The sequence below is a fragment of the Undibacterium sp. 14-3-2 genome, assembly GCF_016595265.1.
GTDB classification, from domain to species: Bacteria; Pseudomonadota; Gammaproteobacteria; order Burkholderiales; family Burkholderiaceae_D; genus Undibacterium; species Undibacterium aquatile.
The window spans coordinates 313270-332725 of record NZ_JAENGS010000001.1 but is presented as its reverse complement, the minus strand read 5'-3'; the positions used below and the strand labels follow the sequence as shown (position 1 = coordinate 332725).

General features: G+C 44.2%; 18 protein-coding genes. 15 read left to right on the top strand and 3 right to left on the bottom strand.

Translation table 11 applies throughout. From position 1 onward, the window contains the following. Positions 1-88: 88 nt before the first annotated feature. The 5 genes from Undi14_RS01460 (at position 89) to Undi14_RS01440 (ending at position 4691) form a co-directional block, all read left to right on the top strand. Positions 89-517 carry a hypothetical protein gene (locus Undi14_RS01460; protein ID WP_200177655.1) on the top strand — a complete coding sequence of 143 codons (429 nt, stop codon included), beginning with the start codon at positions 89-91 and terminating at the stop codon, positions 515-517. A gap of 13 nt (positions 518-530) precedes the next feature. Beyond that, positions 531-1310 (top strand): metallophosphoesterase, encoded by a 780-nt coding sequence (locus Undi14_RS01455; protein ID WP_200177654.1) that lies wholly within the window; start codon positions 531-533, stop codon positions 1308-1310. Positions 1311-1855: 545 nt separating this feature from the next. Next, positions 1856-2359 (top strand): hypothetical protein, encoded by a 504-nt coding sequence (locus Undi14_RS01450; protein ID WP_200177653.1) that lies wholly within the window; start codon positions 1856-1858, stop codon positions 2357-2359. A 223-nt stretch (positions 2360-2582) separates the two neighbouring features. Next, entirely contained in the window at positions 2583-3515 is a 933-nt protein-coding gene (locus Undi14_RS01445) for a hypothetical protein (protein WP_200177652.1), read from the top strand. A 57-nt stretch (positions 3516-3572) separates the two neighbouring features. Next, positions 3573-4691: an acyltransferase gene (locus Undi14_RS01440; protein WP_200177651.1), complete on the top strand. Its 1119-nt coding sequence runs from the start codon at positions 3573-3575 to the stop codon at positions 4689-4691. 216 nt (positions 4692-4907) lie between these two features. Here the strand turns inward: Undi14_RS01440 and Undi14_RS01435 are convergent, their stop codons facing one another. Beyond that, a complete protein-coding gene (locus tag Undi14_RS01435) occupies positions 4908-6197 on the bottom strand; it encodes a deoxyribonuclease II family protein (RefSeq protein WP_200177650.1) in 1290 nt (429 codons plus the stop codon). A gap of 544 nt (positions 6198-6741) precedes the next feature. On the opposite strand from Undi14_RS01435, the gene Undi14_RS01430 reads away from it, so the two are divergent. The 10 genes from Undi14_RS01430 to Undi14_RS01385 all read left to right on the top strand — a co-directional run bounded on the left by Undi14_RS01430 (position 6742) and on the right by Undi14_RS01385 (position 16435). Beyond that, positions 6742-7419, top strand: a complete 678-nt coding sequence (locus Undi14_RS01430) for a hypothetical protein (protein ID WP_200177649.1) — start codon at positions 6742-6744, stop codon at positions 7417-7419. An 11-nt stretch (positions 7420-7430) separates the two neighbouring features. Next, positions 7431-7736: a hypothetical protein gene (locus Undi14_RS01425; protein ID WP_200177648.1), complete on the top strand. Its 306-nt coding sequence runs from the start codon at positions 7431-7433 to the stop codon at positions 7734-7736. A gap of 84 nt (positions 7737-7820) precedes the next feature. After that, positions 7821-8921: a DUF6765 family protein gene (locus tag Undi14_RS01420; RefSeq protein ID WP_200177647.1), complete on the top strand. Its 1101-nt coding sequence runs from the start codon at positions 7821-7823 to the stop codon at positions 8919-8921. A gap of 42 nt (positions 8922-8963) precedes the next feature. Beyond that, positions 8964-9407 carry a hypothetical protein gene (locus Undi14_RS01415; protein WP_200177646.1) on the top strand — a complete coding sequence of 148 codons (444 nt, stop codon included), beginning with the start codon at positions 8964-8966 and terminating at the stop codon, positions 9405-9407. 18 nt (positions 9408-9425) lie between these two features. Then, positions 9426-10436 (top strand): hypothetical protein, encoded by a 1011-nt coding sequence (locus Undi14_RS01410; protein ID WP_200177645.1) that lies wholly within the window; start codon positions 9426-9428, stop codon positions 10434-10436. 406 nt (positions 10437-10842) lie between these two features. Continuing rightward, positions 10843-12390: an adenylate/guanylate cyclase domain-containing protein gene (locus tag Undi14_RS01405; RefSeq protein ID WP_200177644.1), complete on the top strand. Its 1548-nt coding sequence runs from the start codon at positions 10843-10845 to the stop codon at positions 12388-12390. A gap of 503 nt (positions 12391-12893) precedes the next feature. After that, entirely contained in the window at positions 12894-14081 is a 1188-nt protein-coding gene (locus tag Undi14_RS01400) for a ThiF family adenylyltransferase (RefSeq protein ID WP_200177643.1), read from the top strand. Beyond that, positions 14078-14596 carry a Mov34/MPN/PAD-1 family protein gene (locus tag Undi14_RS01395; RefSeq protein ID WP_200177642.1) on the top strand — a complete coding sequence of 173 codons (519 nt, stop codon included), beginning with the start codon at positions 14078-14080 and terminating at the stop codon, positions 14594-14596. Before Undi14_RS01400 ends, Undi14_RS01395 begins: the two co-directional genes overlap by 4 nt. Before the next feature lie 8 nt (positions 14597-14604). Beyond that, positions 14605-15531 carry a TIR domain-containing protein gene (locus Undi14_RS01390; RefSeq protein WP_200177641.1) on the top strand — a complete coding sequence of 309 codons (927 nt, stop codon included), beginning with the start codon at positions 14605-14607 and terminating at the stop codon, positions 15529-15531. 445 nt (positions 15532-15976) lie between these two features. After that, complete coding sequence (locus Undi14_RS01385; protein WP_200177640.1) at positions 15977-16435, top strand: hypothetical protein; 459 nt, start codon at positions 15977-15979, stop codon at positions 16433-16435. A gap of 200 nt (positions 16436-16635) precedes the next feature. Here the strand turns inward: Undi14_RS01385 and Undi14_RS01380 are convergent, their stop codons facing one another. Together Undi14_RS01380 and Undi14_RS01375 are read right to left on the bottom strand one after the other, a co-directional pair. After that, on the bottom strand, positions 16636-18429 hold the full coding sequence (locus Undi14_RS01380) for a hypothetical protein (RefSeq protein WP_200177639.1): 1794 nt from the start codon (positions 18427-18429) through the stop codon (positions 16636-16638). A gap of 8 nt (positions 18430-18437) precedes the next feature. Next, positions 18438-19454 carry a TniQ family protein gene (locus Undi14_RS01375; protein ID WP_200177638.1) on the bottom strand — a complete coding sequence of 339 codons (1017 nt, stop codon included), beginning with the start codon at positions 19452-19454 and terminating at the stop codon, positions 18438-18440. Positions 19455-19456 lie beyond the last annotated feature (2 nt).

Genomic DNA, 19456 nt, shown 5'->3' with positions numbered 1-19456 from the left:
CAGAGAATAAAACTGACGCAATTGTTTTTCGTATTAACGTGTGGCGACCTTATTCAATAGCGCGATCGCCACACATGATGTAATACCTATGACTTCTATCGAAAATTTAGTAAATCAGAATTTTTTGCTGCGCTTTAATCGATTACAAGCAGAATTAGACCAAACGCTTACAAATCTATCTCAATCGTATGCGATCACGTTGCAGCAACAAGACCAGTTAATCATGCACCTTGAGGACTGGATCAACAACACAGCCAATCTGCATTCGTTACCTGATCATGATCTCGATATTTTTCAGGAGACCTTATCAATTAACCGTGAAGTCTACCGAATGAAGGTTCTGAGACTGCACAATTTGGAAATTCCAGCACAAGAATCTGACCTTGTACTTCAAGCGATGCGAATGTTCCATAAAAAAGTTTTGGCGGCGACTATGCAATACTCGGGCGAATCGCCACGCGTTTCATGTATAAAGAAATCATTGCATACTGACGATCTACAATTCAGCAAAAATTAACCAACACAATTTTATGCGTATCCTGCCCCTCTCCGATTTACATCTTGAACTGTGGAAAGAGTTCGCACCAAAGATTGATATCGCGATCAGCCGTCCTGATGTGATTATCCTGGCTGGCGACATCCATACAGGTGCTAAAGCAGTGGAATGGGCACACCAAACCTTTGCAGATGTTCCTGTTTTGTATATTCACGGGAATCACGAAGCTTACGGTAAAAATCTCGAAGATGTACAGGTAGAGATCGCAGAAGCCTGCAAGGCGACCGGGCACGTGCATTTCTTAAACGAAGGCGAACTCGTTGTAGATGGCGTTCGTTTTCTTGGTGCCACCATGTGGACGGACTTTGACCTGTTCGGTACCGACACCAGACAAGCTGCGATGCGCGCAGCTGAGGCGGTCATAATGGATTACAAGCGCATTCGTCTGACAAACGTCAGCGATCAGAAGTTAAGAGCAGCCGACACCGCCAAAATGCATGCAACACAAAAACATTGGCTTCAAACGAAATTGGCAGAGAAATTCTCAGGTAAAACGGTAGTCGTTACCCACATGGCACCGTCTACGTTGTCTGTTGCTGAGCGATATGCAAATGACATAGTCTCTGCCGCGTTCGCGTCCAACTTAGATGACCTCGTGAAGCAAGCAGATATGTGGGTGCACGGTCACATGCACAATTCATTTGATTATCAACTGGAAAAATGCAGGGTTGTTTGCAACCCATGTGGATATATGACGCGTGGCGGTGGTGTGGAGAATGGTAGCTTTGATCCGAATCTCGTGGTGGAGATTTAGTGGCTGACAAAAATAACTCAATCGAGCCAAAGTTTGATGAATTGGGGCGGCGGATCTAGTAAATGATTTGAATCGTCACAGTATCGGCAACCAACTCGCTTAATCTTGTTCTATCGGTCTGCGGTAAATGCCACCCCTCTCAATGTGGCCTGTTTTATTGCATCCCAAATCCGGACATTTTTCATCACGCGATTCGATTGCGGTTTTTCCTAGACGCCATATCCAATGAAATTTACTTTTTAGACTCGGCACATGCCAGTTAAGCGATATTTGTGTCGGCGAATATGATAAATGTGTAAATCCTCCCCCAAAAAAATCTGTGGCTATGGTCTTGGGAATGTTGACTTCTCACCTATACAGCGCGATAAAAAATGCTATTAAATTACATACATGCGAAGAGAATTGCATAAAAAATAACTTGAGAAGTTAATATGCAAATTATCATTTTGTCTTCTTAAAAATTTAATTATGCCATATAATTAATTGGGTCTTTGATAAGTTTCTTTAAAGACATATTTTGTCAATTAATTACTAGGAAGGCTAACATGAATTTACGTAATTTGCTTATTGGTATTTCGCTTCTGTCAGGACTCGCTTTTTCGTCCGCACAAGCACAACAGATCAAAGTTATTTATCGAACACAGATTCAGGACAAAGTGGCTTTTGAAACAAACGATATGTACGAAGCAATAAGAGTAGGGGGGAGTAATATACAGTTGGTTATTGCGTGGAGATCTGTTTCTGGAACAGCCGGACCGACTGCACCTGTCTACCGTTGTGTTATACCTAATCGCGGTGGAGAGCACCACTTTGCATCAAGAGATATAAATTGCGAGGGGCAACTAAATGAAGGTATATATGGTGTTGTTTACACGAATCAAGTTCCAGGAACAGTTCCACTCATGAGAGTTTACGCAAACCCAAATCTTGTCGGAGCCAGTAGCCATGCAACTTGGACAAGATATCCAACAGGTCACGCACTGTTTTGGCAAAATTATATAGTTGAGGGTATTTTGGGATACGTTGCTCAAGAAGAAGAGTTTTATTAAAAATTTCACTCTTTTATGTAGCTAGTATAAGACTTAGCAATCTGCATCTTTGTGCATTTTCAATAATGCCATTTCAAATGGTCAAAAAATCTAGGTCGCTACAACACTCAAAAAAATGTTTCGTACATTTGTTTTATGCGAAACATTTTTGCGTCCCACTTGAATCATCGGATAACGATAGCACACCACCTATGATTCCGAATATATTAAAGTAAGGATGAATGTGATTTCAACGACCCACAAGAAGTATTTCTTAACATTTTGCATAACTACATTAATAGGTGCATTGATTTACTTTTCTTTTTTAGATGACACATCTGACACCTTATTAACAAACAATCACGAAGCTAATTCTGCAAATGTGATACCAGCATTCCATCAGGAAACAAATAACATTGGAAAAATTAAGTCTGAAAATACGTGTGTAGAAAATCCCAAAACTTCTTTAATGAACAGCAATGAATTTACAATAATAAAAGATGCACGTAAAAACATTTTAGAATTAAAGGAAATGTTGAAAGCGAACCCAAAAGAGCTTCAATCGATCCTTAATGGTAATGCCCCTCCTAGCAAGTCTGATATATATACATTGGCATTATTTGAAATTGCAGCTAGTTGCTTAAAACTTTCGCTACCAATGGAAGTTTACTCAATTAATCAAGAGACAAAATACGTTCAGTTTACTTCATCACAATGTAACGTTTTTCCAATTGAAACATTAAGTAAGCCCCTATCTTTTCTAACTAAAGAAATCTCAAAGGGATCAACACTTGCAAAAACCTTCTATCTTTTAAACGCCCTTGATTTAGCCCCAATCTACAAAAAAATGCACTCTGCAGAATATGACGCCTACTCGGAGGAAATATTACGGAACGCGGAGCAATATGGATTCGAAGCCGCGAAAGATGGTGCTGTAGAAGCGAATTATGTTATGTCGCGGGCTTATCGACTTGGGGAGTTCGGGAAAAAGGATATCTCAATGGCGGTATCATATTTAATACCTTTAGCAAAGCATAATAAAAATCAAGAAATTACCGAGACATTTAATAAACTGAACTCTCAGTTAAGTAAGTTGGAACAACAAAAAGCCTCGGATTTTGCACTAGGCTGCAAAAATCAAAAGGACAATTTAATTCTTGCCAATCCATTTAATTAAATAACTTACTGTTAATGCAAGTCATTATAATTTGTCATTTTCTAGAAAAATACAAGAATGAAATTATCGGAATATGCTAACTGTCGCGAGAACAACTTTAATCTTATACGGATGATCGCAGCAATTACAGTGCTAATTAATCACTGCTTCCCTCTACTCGGTTACCCAGAACCATTTGGGGAAAAGTTGGGTTTCACTTTAGGTACAGTTGCGGTCGATGTGTTCTTTATCACAAGTGGCTATCTGGTTACCGGAAGCTTGTTTAGAAAAAAAGATGGTGTTGAATATCTCTGTTCGAGAATACTAAGAATCTATCCCGCATTAATTTTTGCTACCTGTTTTTCAGTCTTTGTCATCGGCGCTTGCCTGACAACACTCCCGCTACGTTCATTTTTTTTGGATCCACTTACGCTACATTTTTTATTTTCGGGATCGACAATTATTGCCGGTATAGGAATGCATTTACCCGGGGTGTTTACTGATCGCCCTTTTATTGCTGTCAACGGCTCTCTTTGGACTTTGTTGTATGAAATTAAAGTGTATTTAATACTGTTAATTTTATGGTCTATTTCAACGAAAAAAGAAAATCGATTGATCAGTAAACTATTGTGCTCAAAAAATATTCTGCTAGCGTTGTATTTAGTGTCTGGACTAATGCTGATCACAAAAACAATTTTTGGGCAGGAGATAGGCCATTTAAACCGCTTCATTTTCATTTTTTTCGCTGGTTCAGCGCTCTACAACTTCAGTAGACACATATATTTAAGTAAGTGGATTTTTTTCGCTATATTGTTATGCGCGTCTATTTCATTACTATTTAATAAAGCTATTTTTTCAATTTTCTACCTCATTTGTATACCCTACGCCACTCTTTTTTTCGCATTTGTTCCAACTGGAATTATTCGCAAGTTTAATAATCTAGGTGATTACTCTTACGGGACATACATTTACGCATTCCCTTTTCAGCAATCAATTGCAGCGATCTGCCCTGAAATCTCGGTGACTAAACTAGCACTTTCATCACTTGTAGCTACATTAGTGATGGCTTTTTTTTCTTGGCATTGGATTGAAAAACCCATTTTAGAAAATAAAAATCGATACATATCTAATATCCGAAAAATTTTTTCAAGTTTTAAAATTGGAAAATTTCTTCCTACTAAAGCGAAAAAAAAATAATATAGTTACAATGGCTACAACTCCCCGACACAATTAAACCTTGCATAACGGGAGTTCTTGAGGCAAACGGTTACGTATTGAACAAACGCCACCAAACAATATGTTTGTCACGACAAGAAAATCAAGACAGACTTTAAAGGGGCATTCCATTACCTTGACGCCAATTTAGCCCGCCTCGATCTGGTTGTAAGAAGCTCAAGGTCTTTTCTAGCAACATTAAGGTCCCGTTGTGGGAGCCACGTCTCCATCCAATAGCGAACGAATGCTCTTCGATAGTTCCTGGTTTTGAACGACGTAGAATAGCCCTCCTCTGCCATTCTGACTGCTTCCGCAATTGGTACCGGACAGCACACCTTGTTGATTCATATCCCCAAAAATAGCAAAATCGGATGCGTCATCGGATACACCAATCTTTGCATGATTAAAGTTGGGACCAGCACCGCCTTTTAAACCAATCTTTGTCCCTTCCCACTGACCTGACATTGCGATGGTCACAGGGCCTGGTTGATTTAATGTGTTATCCCAGCAGGCGATTTCTGTACTTGCTGTCGTTGAGTAAATCTTAGGGCGCATCCACCAGGTCGCTGTTTTAATTGGAACTGAACCGAGTAATGAGGACACCATCTGCCATGGTGGTACATGTTTCTTGGACGGTTTAGAAATCAGACCAATGCCACTGGAGAGCTGAAGACGGGTAATCTCCGTGCTGGAAGATCTGACACCCAACCCGCTGACCAGTTGCTGAATGTCATCAGGGCCGCCGTTACGGACGATTTGTGGGTTATTGATATTGGTGACGACACTGGCATTTTTCAGTCCTTTTAAGACGCCAATGACATCCGACTTGGTGAGTTTGACAGAAAAGAAATGTTGGCTGACCTTGATATTGTCATCTTCAACGCATCCTAAGGTATTGCCATCTGTCTTTCTGGGAAACTGCTTACTTCCGGAGGCTGGCCATGAGGGTGTTGAGACCTGCAGTACGACGCCATCTCCATCCTGGTTCCACGCCAGCATTCCTTTTGAATGCCCCCAAGGTGCACCACAACTCTCGCCGCATCCGGCGATCTGTGGATCATCATAAAACTGGTCGTTCCAGACGACATAGTAATAAGCACCGTTATAGAGCTGATCAAACGTCGCTCCTAAGGGATCAGTGACGGTATCGCCAATACACTCACCACCTTTTTTCAAACTGGGGTTTTCGTTTGTTGCATAGACAAATTGCTGACTATAAACATAATCCTGAACGTCTCCACCAAATCGGCACACCCTTTCGGTCGGTGCTTTAGCGCCGCATCCCGGAAATGTTCCAGCGTTAAATTTAAATGCAAACCACCAATTCACTGGATGACCCGCTTCAATGAGTGGGGATGGTGATCCCTGACGTTCAGCGTCCTGGGCATAAGTAATCCCCGAAGCAATCAGAACAAAGGTGGGAAGCAATACCAGCAAGCTGACTTTGGCGCTGTATCGGCGGGCGGTCAGAAGGAAATTCTTTAGCATTTCAGCTCCATTCAATAATGGGAACGATGACAATCTTTTTTTCTAAATTCACTGCTTTCATCTGAACCGTGGAAACAGCAGATTATGTAAATTCCTGGCGGAACCAGTTCGGCATTGCCTGAGGAAGGTGATTCAAAGGGAACACGTGCAGAAGTCGGAACACCATATAGTATTGACAAAAAACTTACCAATACAATTAGTTTTTTTGATAATTTAAATATTGTTGTTAAAACATCTCAAAGGCTATGCGGCATTGAGTTTCGTAACTCTCCTTTCTGATCTTTCAGTTTGAAATTACTTGTACATTTTCAAAAACTGGCCACGCTATTTAAAAACATTTGTTCACTACTAAGTCATTTCGACGTGATTCGTAAGAGGAAAATCTACTTCTTCTTTTCTAATTTCGAATCTTGATAAAAATTCTATTCTTTGCAAACAATTGCAAATTCATCTTGCCTTTTTAATAAATAAATATAACCATTGGTTATTCAATGATTAATTGCTTCGCGCGGCACCAATTCGATTGTTTTTTCGAGGATCAAAAATGCTTAGAAATTTCTTCTTGTTAGTGTCTGTACTGGGCTTTTTGTCCGGTTGCGCGCAGGTTCCCAAGCAGTCGATTGAATTGTCAGCAACTCTTGGGCGAGATCTCACCGAAGTTCAAGCGGCGCATTTAAAACTTGTGGATATCTATTTCGCGAAAATAGAGAGTGACACAAATCATTTTGTTGACAATGTTTATGCTCCATACCAGATACAAAAAACGCTTAGTGAATTTCAAGTGCCGATAACCCGAGCAATCGAAAAAGGTGCAGCTTCAACGAGTAACGTTGAAGCACAAAAAGAGGCAATAGAGTTTCTTTCGATTTATCTGACAGAAGTACGAAATAACATTGAACAATATCGTGCAAAACATCTTGCTCCCATACGTGCACAGCAAAAACTCGTCGTTCAACAATTGAACTCGACTTATTTGAATATGCAACAAGCAAACACTGTTTTGACTGGCTATCTGTCTTCGGTTGTACAAGTGAAGGATATGCAAAATGAGGTGCTTGCAAAGCTCGGAGCTCCAAACCTTCAAAACCAGATATCCACAAATTTGAGCAATACAGCAGAGCAAATTGAAAACTTAAATCAACGTGCTGCATCAGGAAAAGAAAAGGTTGCGGATCTCGTCGCTGAATTCGATAAGTTGAAATCTAAAATTGAGAAAAAATAAGGAGAAATAAGATGAGCGATCTAACTGAATTTCAAAAAGCACTACGAGACAGTTTAAAAAGAAACGAAGAAGTATTTGAAAGCAGTTCTGAAAACAAGAAATACTTAGATGACTTGCTGGGGTTATCAACTGACGAAATTAATAGCGTGGTGCCAAATGGTACAAACTCAAAAACTTACGCGGATCTTATTTCGGTTGTTAAAGAAGCGACTCGCCATAACGTGAGCCAAGCTCAATTAATTGCCTCGATAAAAAAACTTGGAACTGAGACCGTCACACTTGCAAAGCAAGTGAGCTCGCTCGCGGTATTACTGTAAGACTCGCGTTATGGAATATGACACTCATACCATGTCGACGAAAAACTGATATCTATGCTCTTATAAATTTAATTAAGCAATCTTATGCAAATTGATTTCCACAATGCAGTAACGTACGTGGTGGCGCGTCTTGCAGGTTTTTCCCACGATAAAGCACATATTGTTGCGTATAGCGCTCAATACGTCGATGACGCGACCAATGATGGGTACGTAACTTTCGATACGGGAGCGATGTATGCGCGCATCGCATCAGCTCACAAGATGTTGGACTACACGAATTTTGATGCTCTGGCGAACCATCATGCATGGATACCATTTCATTTTCTTCCCGGGAATAATGGACTTCCCAGTGATCAAGGTGGAGATCTCGATTTCATCCAAAAAATTGTATGTCGCCCCAATAGCCATATTGCTCAAGATATGGTTCGAGAATGCATACACCGCAAAGACGATAAAAATGCGCTTCACCGCTTAGGTATCACAATGCACGTGTACGCAGATACATGGGCACACCAAGGTTTCGTAGGTACCGTGCATGAAATTAATAAGACAACTCAATTGAAGAGTATGTCTACCGCGATCTCGACTAATGCGATGATCGCTAAGGTTAAAGATTACTTTTCAAATTTAATTGATCATACAACCGGTAGCTTGGTCGCAAGTGCGTTACCACTCGGGCACGGCACTGTCTTAAGTTATCCAGATCAACCATATCTAAAGTGGAAATACACAAACAGCAATGGTGAAGAAATTATTAGAGATAACCCAAATGATTTTTTAGAAGCCGCCGACCGTATGTGCATTGCCATGAGGAGCTTCATCGCTGGAGATGTGTCCTTGAGTCAATCCGGGTTAGACAGCATCGATAAATCCACGATTAAAAATCTCATTCTTAAAATAGACGACAACGATGGCGATGTACGGCACACTAAATGGGTAAAAGCTATCAAGGATGGTGACTTTAGCTTTGGAAAAAGTGATTTAGCGTACATCGCTAAAGGTGAAAAATCCTGGAAATATCTCGCACTCGGTACCAAAGAAAGCACAGATTCCCCTGGAGAGACGTTTGCGTACGACGCAAGTTTTTTGGACAGCGACTGGAAGCGATTTCATGACGCACTTCAAATGCATCAACTTTATGTCGTACAAAATCTTCTTCCTCGGTACGGTATTTGTGCCGCGTAATTAGAGAATCCACGGCGATAAACACTTCTATAGAAAGGTCATATGCGCCTGATTACTTATATGCTTTTGTTGGTCTACGCGTTGCCAATTTTCTTAATTTCATACGCGGCATACTCTACCGAATGGTTTTCAAGCAGAGAAGGTACTGTCTATGTGGCACATGCAATCTCTGGTCCTTTCTTTAGCCTTTTCCGCGACACCTTTGGCAGCATCATTGTTCCATTAATTACCGCATATTCAATTACAAAGCGGGAAAACGAGATGGAGATTCCCAAAGCGACAATCTGGTTTTTGATGGCGCTTATTATATTTTTTGTGATAGTTACCGGACTCTACGGCATTGTGAAATATAACGAGGAAGGCCTTGCGAATTTTAATGTTGGCACATCTGATATCCCGAAACTTTTTCAAGATGTAATTTTGATGTACGCAAAAGAGACATTAGCCTACATCGCGTTAGTTCTCGGCATTTCTCTTAAAAAATAACATCGCTATGGAGTTAAGATGCGACTCATCTCTTCAATGAAATCAGTTTCCTTATTTTTTGTATGGCCAATATACATTTTAGTATTCAATGCTGTTGGCTTAGTCCACAGCGCGGAAATTAACATTTCGATGGCGGTACATGAGACGGTTGATCCGCGCTTGCTTGATGCCGCGGTAAATGTTCAGATGGGCGCGACCGATCAGACATTACAAAGAAATCAATTCGGAAAATTTCCGTTTAAGTCAAATGTATCCATTAAAGACAATCCGATTCTCAAAATACAAATTACGCCTACCACTAACTATAGACCACGCGAAATATTAATTCCGACATCCACTATGCTCGCGAACAATAATACTAGCTATGATTTTTATTTAGCCAAAAATAGTCCATCATTAACATACGAATATTTGGACAACGGCGTACGTTTTCATGCGAAGGAATTCGATAAAGCTTTTGCATACTATGACGTAGCTTATGCAAATCGAGAGCGAAAAAACGTGATTCGCCAATTCGATATTAAATTAGACTACAACTATGCAGTCAGTGTGGCGAACACTTGCCTGAGATTAGGTTACGCGACATGCGATGATGCACGCGATCTATACAAAAAACTAAAAGAAGATGCGATTTCTCATCGTAATTGGTTTGACAAGGAAAAAATCAATTTAGCGGAATTAGACAAAACGCTAAATGACCTTTCTATTGCCAATATTAATGTCCAATATAAGACTTTTAAAACACTGTTTGATAAGAAAAAATATCTGGATTCTGTCGAAATTGCGACTGACTTATTAGATAAATTCAATTCCGACGAAAGTGGATTTTCTGGTGCCAGGATAACGAAGGACAGACTATTAGAGGATATTGGTGCCGCATATGTACAAGCATCTATGGTTTTGTCACCGGATAATAAATCAGACGACGCAAAAGATTTTCTACAAAAAGCCCACCGATATTATTCAGAAATCTCTGTCAAATCTTCACAAGTGACACGAGATATAAATTACATCAACCAAATTAAGTAATCTATCGAACGCTCCTATGAATATGGCAAATATAGTTTTCTAAATTTGATAATTCCTGCCTCAAAATTAATTGCGGTACTAAATTTGGGTTACGTGTTTTGAGAAAATTCTGCCTATCGTATCTACCGAATTGTCTATCCTAATAGAAATTTACCATCACAGTTTGCTTGGGTCGACTTCGCTAGACTGTAGGGTAGCTTGATGGGACTGGTTTTCGTTAAACGTAATATCTCGGATAAGTGTAGCTGACGTTACCAAGTTCAAGCCGAACTCCAATGGCATATATTGAAATTTAGGCAGTAGTCCCAATATCGACTTTCTTGGTGCGGTACGCGAAAGGGAGGGATCTGCCAATTGTCGGCCGTATATTAAAAACATGCACAGCGGGCCTGCGATAAGGGAATATATGACTAAACGAACTTGGAATGAAGATAAGGCAAAGTCAAGGATCGCGACTCGCCTGAAAGAAGTCAGCAACGTCGTCATCAAGGACTATGTGCGGGACTCGGACCTAACCAGCTTAGCAACCAACGTCGCGTACCGTGTTGACGGTGTTCACCTGTATATTGACATCATCAACATCAACGAGTTGTTGGAAACGACGACCGCCGATGGAGAGCGTGCGCACAAGCGTGCGTTGAGATTCCTCAACAACCACTACCGTGCTGTTCGCAATATTCTTCTGGATGTCGATGCTATTCAGGTTGACTTCCATAACCAGCGTCTGCACGCAGTGTTCGCGAAACCGTACGACGACGAGGCTGCTCGAATTCATAAGGCGGTAGCGACCGCACAGCTCGTGCGTGATGTACTAGCCAAAATCGGTGAAAACGAAGACGATCCTTTGCCCACCGCCAAAACACGCGTGGGGATTGATACCGGTAAGGCCCTAGCTGTGAACAACGGCCGCCGCCGAAGCAGGGAGCCACTGTTCCTTGGTAACGCAGCGAACCAAGCGGCAAAGCGAGCTGGCTATGACACAGGGGTCGAGGGTATCTTCATCACAAACAGCGCACGCACTAAGGTCAGTTGGGATAAGGTACTAAACGACTTCTCGACTGCGCTAACTAACGAACAGATTTCGAAGTCCCAAGAGAAAGCGGATCTCACTGTGACAGTGGACAAAGTCGTCAAAGACTGGGAGATGGATCTCCAGAACAATCCCATAGGCAAGTTCGAGTTTACACGTCACACGCCCCCATATCGCGACCTCGACTTGGAAGAACTGACGCCGCGCAATTCTCGCCGACAGGAAGCCACATCGATCTATGCTGATATCGACGGCTTTACGAGCTATGTTGCAAGCCACATCAATGATGAGGATGGAGCCATTGACGTAGTAAAAGCTCTCCACATTCTGCGTAGTGAGTTAGACGCCGTATTGTATGAGGATTTCGCGGGTAGGAAGGTACGCTTCATCGGCGACTGCATTCACGGTATTCTGGTTGAAGGAACTGCGGCCAACACGGACGACAAAGAAACTACAAAGAATGCGATGATCTGTGCTGCAGCTATGCGCAGCAGTTTCGGCGTTGCGTTAAGGGAGCTTAAGGCCGAAGGCATAGATGTCGGTGATCTCGGTCTTGCCATCGGCCTTGAACACGGTTTTATCGCAGCAACAAGGTTGGGGATGAAAAGCGAGATGATACGCTGCTGTATCAGCCGGTCAGTGCTAGCGTCCGAAGCCGAGCAACTAAGATGCAATGGTCGCCAGACTGCCATCGGCCCGAAATTCAAGGAACATGCACCGCCGCAATTCCAGAATTTGTTCAGAAATGATCGCAGGCATTCCGACTTTGACTTTAACGCGGCCATGGAAGCGTTGAATCCAAAGGATGAAAACAAGAAGGCCTCGGCCTCCGGCTCATTGCTCAAATCTTCTACAGCCGCATCAGCTGGGTTTTCGTTTGGCGCAGCTGCTGAACCTTCGCGGAATCTCGCCGGTTTCTCGTGACGGCTTGGTTTGAGCGGCGTCCACTCCGTTTGGACCACGAGCGCAAAGTACTTGATTCCTTACTTCAGGAAGGATGGGTCAGGTTCATAGACTGGATAACCGACGCTGAGGCAGGTACCGTACACGTCAATATCGACTTTGAAGCCGGTGGGCGGGTCAGGCAAGCTCGTCTCGAGTACCCGTTCATATACCCATCTGCGCCGCCACGGCTAGTACCAAGGGCAGAGGGGCAGCGATGGTCTCTCCACCAGTGGGGCACGGGGGAACTATGCCTGCAGATTCGCGCGGACAACTGGTTGAAGTCGTTTGACGGCGCGGACATACTCCGAAGCGCTCGGTACCTTCTCGATACAGAAAGTATATATGATGAGTCTGGGCGTCCAGGAGTAGTCCCATCCGAGCATCGATTTACAGAAGGCCAATTACTTCGCTGGGAGTATGCAAGACTAGTGTTGAACAATGAGCTATTGGCCGAAGTACAGCATAGGGGTTCCGGCGTCTGGGTGCTGGATATTCAAGCGAACGCTTTCGACAATTCGTGCGTCTGCATAGGTGTAGGCATTTCCGGCTCATCTGAATATGATCGTTGGACGGATCCAACCGTTCCAGGCTCTGTGGGCGTTCCACGTTACGGGATCGGTCGAATTGCAATCGTAGAGCCCGGCGACACAAGGTTTCATGCACTAACCAGCAAGGACATGTCGTGCGACGAGCGCTGGGCAGCTTTTTCGTCGATTCCATTCAACGAATTCGGGATCATTGTCGGCTTGGTTGATGGACGAGTCATTGCCAAGTTTCTTAGTTCCAACAAACATACCCTCAATATCATCAACATTCTCATGGATAAACAACAGCGCTCACCGACGCGCGATGCAGTTTTAGCGAAAAAACGGGTTGCCATACTGGGATGCGGGTCAATGGGCAGCAAGGTTGCCGTGTCTCTGACCCGTATGGGCGTGGCTAACTTCTTTCTAGTCGATTCCGATGTTCTCAAGGAGAGTAATCTCGTCAGGAATGAATTGGACTGGGAGGGAGTCGGCGCTCATAAAAGCGACGCATTGACACAACGGCTGAAGCGTATCAATGCGCAGGTCAAAGTTAAACAGTGGATCAATCAACTGGGAGGGCAGACTTCGATTGACACATTAACGGCCTGTTTGGCGACTCTAAAAGAGTGCGACATAATCATCGAGACAACCGGCAGCGGACAAGGGTTTGTTTATGCCAGTTCGGTATCGGAGGACGAAGGCATTCCCATGGTATGGGGACGAGTGTTTGGCGGAGGTTTCGGCGGCTACATCGCACGGAGTCGCCCGGGGATCGAAGCATCGGCGTTGGACGTGCGTGACGCTATTTATCGGTGGTTCCAGACTCCTGGTTTCCCCGAACCTCCTGCCGACACAGGGATTGACTACGCTGCTGCTCCGGACGACCAAGCACCCTTGATCGCGGATGATGCAGATGTATCCGTTATTTCAGCACATCTCACCCAATTCACAGCCGACGCGTTGAGGGATGCGGCGGAGTCAGAATATCCACATTCAGTGTATGTCATTGGTCTGCGCAAAGAATGGGTATTCGAGCAACCCTTCGACACCCGGCCAATCGATGTGTCAAATGTCAGGACCAGTGACATTGCTAAAGAATATGAAGAGGACAGACTTGGGCAGTTTGGCGAGACCGGGCCATGATTAACGTCGTCCTTAACAGTCACTGTATCCGCCTACTAAGGAGTGAACTCCTCATCGCCGGATCGAATGAGATTGGTGGTGTCATGGCTGCAGAACAGGTCGGAGACGGGAGTTTCATAGTTGTTGACTTGTCCGTGCAACGCAACGGTACGAGCTCTCACTTTGTACGTGACCCTGTTCCGCACCGGGAGTTCATCAGAAGCTTCCATGAGCGAATGGGAAACCAGCCAGAGCGCTTCAATTATCTGGGCGAATGGCACTCGCACCCGAATTACTTGGCAACTCCGAGCGACGAAGATTTCAGCCAAATGCAGAAACTTGTCGAAGACGAAGAGCAAAATTCCACATTCTTAGCGCTAATGGTTGTTAAACTTAATATGGGTAAATTACTTCGGGGTTCTATATACGGATTCCGGCCAGGGTGCCGTTTTGTACGTGGCCAGTTGCAAGGCATTGAGGAAGGGGCCGTTGAAGAAGAATATGTCCCTTTGACATTAAGTTTTAAGAGACATTGAGGAAAAATATGACATTGATTGATCGATTTCAAGACAAGGCTATTCTTATCGAAGCCTTACTGGCGCAAGTAATCGTACAAGGTAACCTTGAAGTGGCTAAAGCTCTTGCTGAGTCGGGTCAAGTAGTTGAGTTCGCTGCTGGCGAGGTGCTCATTCGCGAGAATGCAACAGACCGAGACATGTATTTCCTGCTGTTTGGAAGAGTGGGACTCTCGGTCAAGGGTAAATACATTTATGACAGGGAGAGGAATGTGGCTGTTGGAGAGATGTCCGCGGTGAATCCATTCATCACACGCAGCGCAACAATTACAGCCACGGAGCAGACCATCACGTTGAAGGTTTCTCCAGAAAATCTCGATCAAATTGCACGAGAGCATCCATGTGTGTACCGACTTATCGCTGCGGAACTTGCGTCTCGCCTACTCCAGCGCAATTCCCTTATCCGCCCACCTAATACTCGACCTCGTGTGTTCTTCATCAGCTCAAAGGAGAGCCTCGTCGTTGCAAAGGCAATCCGCCATGGGCTAAGACACATGGTTGCGGATTCTCTACTCTGGTCGGATGAGGACATGTTCCCACCAGGCTCCTATCCGCTGGAGGTGCTCGAACGAGAGGTAGATCAGGCAGACTTCGGAGTAGCCATCGCACACCCGGATGACATTGTTCGTTCAAGACGTAATCAGTCGGCAGCCCCGCGCGACAACGTCATCTTCGAGCTCGGTTTTTTCATGTCCCGGCTCGGCCGCCACCGCACGTTCCTGCTGGTGCCTCAGATGGATGCCGACCTTAAGCTCCCATCAGATTTCAAGGGACTGACACCCATCATGTATCCGCCAGTCACAGGCAAACCTGGTGAAGTTACCGGTCAACTACTGCACGCCCCAATCTATGAGCTCGAACAGAAAATTCAGCAGCTGGGTTGTCGTGAACGGTAAGTCTTCAAGTTGCGTGCTCCGCGACGGACACCTGCAATTTCCCAGCTATTTCTGCACAGGTCTGACTACTATACATGCCTCGGCGTTTTTCATATTCAAGGTTTGATGGGAGCGTCGATGTATATAAAAATAAATCCAGTTGCCAACCCATCGGCTACAGCAAAGGCAGGACAAGGTTTTCGAATTTGTCTACATGCTTAATCAAAAACAGCTATACGTACTCCGAAAGATTGAGTTTAATAACAATGAGGCATGCGTTTGAAAATGTGCCTAATATTGATCATGCACACTAAATAATCTTTAAATTACATCCCCTAACAATAGCGAAGCCACCATCAAGAACCGAGCAGTGAAGAGTTTGCAAACATTTTCCATGGTCATGGTTGGCTGCATCAACTTTAATTTTTCTTTAAAAGTAGCAATTCAGAAAAAATAGGAATAACAATTGATCGATGATAAATTTTTACCAGAAATAGAAAAGCGTGTTCATCGCCGATGGGAATTTCTATCGAATCTAACAAATACTAATGCGGTCGAGGGCTTAAAGTACTTAACTTTGGTTCACTTAGGTGGCATGGGAGCAGTTCTCAGCTATATGGGAGCAACAAAATCGACCAACCTCGCACTGGTATTAGCCTTCTTTTCATTCTTCGTTGGTGCAACAAGCGTTGGACTGACCTACTACCTTCGGGCGATTCACTATTCTCGCCTATTGAAAGGCTGGAACTCAGATACGAAAACCATGTTTTCGTCGGAAGAGATGACTTGGGAAATGGTACGTTTGAACGATGCTAAACGAACGCAGGCAACCGATTGGGCACTGCGTTTCGCTCTTCTCTCGTTAGTATGTTTTACTTTTGGAGGAGTAACGGCGTTTTTCGGTGTATTAAATCAGATTCGATAATTGTCAAAGTTAGCTACATTTTTATCAGTTTGCTTATGGGAAAAGTGAAATTCATGAAATTGCTGCTGTCATACTTCAACAAGGGATTGCTTGTAACACGTTAATACATATCGTTGGCGATACTGATGATGTCATTTTCCAATATTTTTATTGGTAGTTTAATCAGTCATGCTCCGTCAAAAAAAAAAGTAAAGAAAAGCTTAATTTTTATCACAGATAATACTTAAGAGAACTTCCGCCAGCAATTGCGGATTATCTGCTTCTTTTGCTGAAATCAGGTGGTTCACGCCAATAGAATCCGCATCGTCAATTGGACAAATACCTGCAAAGTGCCTTGCCATAATCCAAAGCGAAAATAGCGACCAGCATTGTTCAGATCTACGCCTTAGAACATCCGGCATGCCGACGATGATGGCAGCAGGCTCGTTCTGCTCACATGACGGGGATTCATAAGTAAGCAAAAGAAACTCTCTCGGCTGGTCGCCATTTCCAACAGAGAGTTGGACACCTGCCATGATGGGGTATTTATGCTGAGCCAACGGCCCAACATACTTGATCTGCTTAAAAGGCTCAACCGTTATTGGCAACAGGCCAGGGAGTGGGGCAAGGCAGGCATCTATAGCATGATTACTTCGCAGGACTCCTATCGCCTCCAATATTGCGATCTGCCCTGACTTGGAATTTTCCATGCTCTGCTCTGGAGCCGCCGAAATATCAACATTTCTGTAGGGTCCACTAGTTTCTCTCGGTCCCACTGCCAACAAAGGATTTTTTGTACTTCCAACAGAAGCGACCACGGGATTTGACATTTTTCGACGAATTAATTTACCACTTAGATCCGGAAATGCTTCAAGACCCTCTTCGAAATTAATTGTCGCAGTTGCCCAGGTTGACTTGACAGCGCCCTCATTCAATTCACCATCGCCCGTATTGCTCGTCGCATGTCGGCGAGGCTGGGCACTACTTGGAGACACCATTCCTTTTGAGTTGGATCTTTTTTCGCTTGGATGAAGTTCATAGAACAGGGATCGAAAAGGAAAGGGGTAAGTGCAAGACAGCAGTCGGTCCACGACAAAGACGTCATAACCTGACGCCTTGACCCACCGTCCTACCGCCGAGAGTGTAGTGCGCCCCACGAATGGAAATTTAGTGGCCGGATAGTGTGGAGCCCCATTCGCTGCCGCACTTACTCCTGATTTGACAATCCAATTTGCGGCACTCGCCGCATGACGGTCCAGCGCAATACGCGCGACGGTCGCTGCTGCTATTCCTGGGATTCCCGGTGAAAGTCTTACGTGTGCTACGCCCATTAAGTTTGTTTTCGCAGATTCGTAAAGATCGTGTCCGCTTATCGGACCAGAAAACAAACGAGCAAGGAGCGCGCCGCTTGATCCGAAATAAAACCGAATCAACTCCATACAAGGTATTAATATGAATGTCTTCTCATCAATACGAACACGCGCTGCATACGCCCCTGTATGTCGACGATGCGAACAATACTGGTCAAACGGGAGCAGAAAGCAAATTTCGTCGTCTACGGCAACAGGTAATCCTACTGGTTTTACATCAACTGTTTCGCTGTTGATCTCAACATTTGAAAAACTCAGCTGCTCGCCGTCGCCACCATTTACGCGTCGCCCGTATTGCCACATATCCCCAATTCGCAGCAAACGAAGGTAGGCAACAGGAATAGTCAGTTCAACCTGAGTAAAACCTTCGCCAACACGCGTATCATGCAAAGACGACCGAATTGAAACCACAACGTTGACAGAAGGAGTTGCTGCGGCCTTTAGGCTCCGTGACACAACATTACCGATCCAGTCGATTCGAAAATAAGCGCTCCCGAGATCTTTCAAAGCTTTGAGTACAATCGGCATATTCAAAAAAATACAGAAAGGTTTTCGTAAATATGGTTCGGAGCAAATACGAACCATATATTGAACATCCAATAATCGCGGTAAAAATAATGCCAATATAAGATGCGTCGATACCATTTAGCACGTCAGTCGAACAATGGCATCGCTTCCAATAGCCAGGTATTTCTTTCGCCTCGCTCAGGCGTAAATAAACATGGGTAGATGTTCAGCTCCCGTATCGCACAATTCAGACGATACGGCCAGTCGCACAGTAACCAAAATGCCGCCTCCAGGAGGCGCGCTCTTTCCCATATTGGCCGATCATCGAACTTGTTGACGCGGCGATTGATCTGCCGCGTCTCGTGAGGTCTGATCTGCTCTTGAACCCAGTCATATAACTCACCGGTACGGCGTGATGAGCCAATGCGATTGCACAGTAGGTAGAGCACGTCGAAAAAAGTTTGCGCCGATTCGAAGGTACGCTCATGCAAGAAGGCACTGTGTCGAAAGTGACTAAATATGGCTGCCTGTGCAGCTAGCATCGCTTGCTGGTCAGCCCAGTCATAGGTTTGTGCGCCGGCCCAACTCAAGTTGAAGCAACAGCGAAAACAATTGACGGTAGGAGGATACCCGCGGCGATGTCGATGCCCCAGTTCTGCACGATGAAACATCACAGGTGCTTTACAATTGGGACAAGCATCCAACATCAAAACATGGTGGTGATCACACTCAACGTAGAAGGACAGCCGCCAGCACCGCCTAAAGTACGGTACATCCGAACGCAAGCATAGTGGACAGAATTGCAGGCCGTGTCTGCGAGTACGGTGATACATCCCAAGCGGCAAAATCCAGCGCGTATTACCAAAAGGATTGTGTTTTGCATAGAGATAGTCACCGTAAGGCCTCAGCGTCAGTCGCAATAGATCTGCTGGTACTTGACCTGTCACTTCGGCAAGTGCGTCGATCGCCTGTTGACTCGCCAGCTTATCTTGATCTCGCGCCCAAAAAGAACTGGGATAGCCGAAAAGACGATCCGCAAGTGTCTGCACCTTTAATCCATTCGAATGTGATAGACGCGTAAACCAATGTGTAAAGAGCTCATCTGGAAGCGGCTGAGGATGGATTGGCAACTGACGTCCGGTCAAACCATAAATTCTGGTCATAA